Here is a 2,943-nt window from a genome sequence, read left to right as displayed (position 1 = left end):
CCCCGTCCGCAGCACTCTGACCAGCACGTCCGTCGGTCCGGGGGTGGGGTCCGGGACGTCGGTCAGTTCCAGGCCAGGCCCGGCGGCGACCTTGACGAGAGCCTTCATGCGGGAAGTCTCACCCCTTGCCGCTTGTGCAGTCCATCAGGACTTTCTGAAGTTCTTGTGCAGCTCAGCTTCATTGGCGATGTTCCGCACCATGCCGCCGAACACCACCCCGTGGAACGGCCAGACCACCCACCAGTAGAGGTGCCCGGTCAGGCCCTTGGGCACGAACACGGCGCGCTGGCGGTAAGTGGACCCCCGCCCTCCGTCGCTCGCCACTCGAAGCTCCAGCCACGCCTTCCCCGGCACCTTCATCTCGGCCCGCAGCCGCAGCAGCCGGCCGCGTTCGAGCTCCTCGACCCGCCAGAAGTCGAGCGCCTCCCCGACGTGCAACCGGTGCGGGTCCCGCCGCCCGCGCCGCAACCCGACCCCGCCGACCAGCCGGTCCATCCAGCCCCGCACCGCCCAGGCCAGCGGGAACGAGTACCAGCCGCGCTCACCGCCGATGCCCTCCACGACCTCCCACAGCCGTTCCGGGCTCGCGGTCGTCCGCCGCTCCCGTTCGTCGGTGTAGACCGAGCCGCCCGACCAGTCCGGGTCCGTCGGCAACGGCTCACTCGGCGCCCCCGGCAACGACGCCCCCGACCAGCGCGTCTCCACGTCCGCGTTGCGCACCTTCGCCAACGCCAGCTCGACCGCCTTGTCGTATCCGGCGTTCTCACCGGGCAGCACCTCGCGGACGTCGTTCTCCCGGCACACCACCTCGTGCACCAACGACTCGATCAACGGCTTCGCGATCGACCGCGGCACCGGCGTCACCAAGTTGACCCAGTGCGACGACAACCCGGGCGTCAACAACGGCACCGGCAACACCCGCCGCCTCGGCAACCCGGCTACGCGCGCGTAGCGCAGCATCATCTCCAGGTACGTCAACACGTCCGGCCCACCGACGTCGAACGTCCGGTTCGTGTTCTCCAACGTCGTCGCATCGACCAGATACCGCAGCACGTCCCGCACCGCGATCGGCTGAATCCGGTTGTGCACCCACCGAGGCGTCACCATCACCGGCAGCCGTTCGGTCAGGTACCGCAACATCTCGAAGCTCGCCGACCCCGACCCGATGATCACCGCGGCCTGGAGCACGACGGCATCGACCTTCGACCGCAGGAAGACCTCACCGACCTCCTTGCGCGACGCGAGATGCGGCGACAGCTCGACGTTCTCCGGGTGCAACCCGCCCAGGTAGACGATCCTGCGCACACCAGCCCGTTCCGCGGCCCCTGCCGTGTTCTCGGCGGCCTTCCGGTCGGCATCCGCGAAGTCCTTCGAGTGCAGCGAATGCACCAGGTAGTGAACGACCTCGACGTCCCGCATCGCCTCGTCGAGATCACCGAGCACGTCCCCGCGCACGATCTCGACCTGACCGGCCCACGGAACGTCCCGCAGCTTCTCCGGCGACCGCACGAGACACCGGACCTCATGCCCCTCGGCCAGCAGCCTGGGAACGAGCCGTCCGCCGAGGTACCCGGTCGCACCGGTCACGAGACACCGCATGCCCCGATCCTGCTGGCTGAACGCCTCCACCGCAGATCAGCGGCGGTCACCCACCGGTTCGGGCCCCGAGGCGCACGTCGCCCACCCGCGGCAACCGAACGCACCGCAGGCCCCGGGGCGTGCTCGCGCAGGGGTACCCCCGGCCTGGGATCCCCTCGCATCCCAACGTACTCACCAGGTCCGACAAGATCATCCAGCCGACCGGAGCGCCCAGAAGCGGCCGACCCTCCAGACCGTTGCCCGGACCGCCGACCACCCCGAAGCGGCACTCGACCCGTCAGCCGGCCCCTCGACCAACTCGCCAGGACCTACCGCCCCAACTCCTCGACCGACTTCGCCCGGGACCGGCGCCCCCCAACCCCCACAATCCAAGCCTCAGCGCTTGCGCTTGATCACCACGGTCCCGCCCCGCACCGACCCCTTGATCTGGAAGTGCGGGTTTCCGGCCGAGCTGTGCACCTTGTCCTTCAGCTCCCCCGCCGTGACCTCGACCGCGTCGATGTTCACCGACGACCCCGCCGGCACCAGCAGCTTCACCGTCCCCAGCGACACGTCCAGGTCGATGTTGACCACCGGCGGCACGTCGGCGGCGGTGAAGTCGAGGTTCGTCGTGCCGAGGGTGTTGCGGATGACGAGCTCCTGCGGCACCACCCAGTGGCCCTTGCGGGTCGTGGTGCTCATCGTGTTCTTCAGCTCGGTGCGGGCGCGCGCTGCCTCTGTGTTGACCATGCCGGGCAGGTCGACCAGCACCGCGTTCAGCTCGGCCCTGGTCTTCGCGCCCAGTGCGGTGTCGGTGCGCACGGTGAACTCGTCGAGCGTGATCATGCCCCGGCCCACCGCCTTGTTCAGCAGGCCGACGACGTGCTCGCGCTCGGCGTCGGACACTCTCAGCTCTCTGGGGCTCAGCTCCGTCATTTCCCTGCCTCCGGTTCGGCGTCGAGACCGTGCTCGATGGCATAACGCGCCAACTCCACCCGGTTGTGCAGTTGGAGTTTGCGCAAAGTCGACTGAACGTGGTTTTCGACCGTGCGGTGGGAGATCACCAGGCGGTTCGCGATCTGCCGCGCGGTCAGGCCCTTCGCGACCAGTCGCAGGACCTCGGTCTCGCGGTCGGTCAGCTGCGGCTTCTCCTCCGCGTCGTCGGGGGCCGCCGCCATGCGCCGGTACTCGCCCAGCACCAGGCCCGCGAGTCCCGCGGTGAACACGGCGTCGCCGGCGGCGGTGCGGGTGACCGCTTCGACCAGTTCCTCCGACGACGCGGACTTCACCAGGTAGCCGGAGGCTCCCGCCTTCACGGCCTGGAGGACGTCGTCGTGTTCGCCGGACGCGGACAGCACCAGGACG

At 69.4% G+C, this 2,943-nt stretch carries 3 protein-coding genes and 1 pseudogene; all 4 read right to left on the bottom strand.

Translation table 11 applies throughout. The features are described from left to right. Positions 1-108 (bottom strand): annotated as a pseudogene (gene tdh / locus BLT23_RS41970) (L-threonine 3-dehydrogenase); the annotation flags it as partial. Between the two features lie 36 nt (positions 109-144). Then, positions 145-1,599 carry an SDR family oxidoreductase gene (locus tag BLT23_RS39785; RefSeq protein ID WP_090060606.1) on the bottom strand — a complete coding sequence of 485 codons (1,455 nt, stop codon included), beginning with the start codon at positions 1,597-1,599 and terminating at the stop codon, positions 145-147. A gap of 375 nt (positions 1,600-1,974) precedes the next feature. Then, positions 1,975-2,514, bottom strand: a complete 540-nt coding sequence (locus tag BLT23_RS39780) for a DUF1707 SHOCT-like domain-containing protein (protein WP_090060603.1) — start codon at positions 2,512-2,514, stop codon at positions 1,975-1,977. Beyond that, positions 2,511-2,943 (bottom strand): LuxR C-terminal-related transcriptional regulator (locus tag BLT23_RS39775; protein ID WP_143036229.1); only part of this gene is annotated, 433 nt, incomplete at its 5' end. The genes BLT23_RS39775 and BLT23_RS39780, both read right to left, overlap by 4 nt.

The organism is Lentzea fradiae (assembly GCF_900100955.1).
Taxonomy (GTDB): domain Bacteria; phylum Actinomycetota; class Actinomycetes; order Mycobacteriales; family Pseudonocardiaceae; genus Lentzea; species Lentzea fradiae.
The sequence above is the reverse complement of the archived record's forward strand: the minus strand, read 5'-3'. Positions and strand labels throughout refer to the sequence as shown.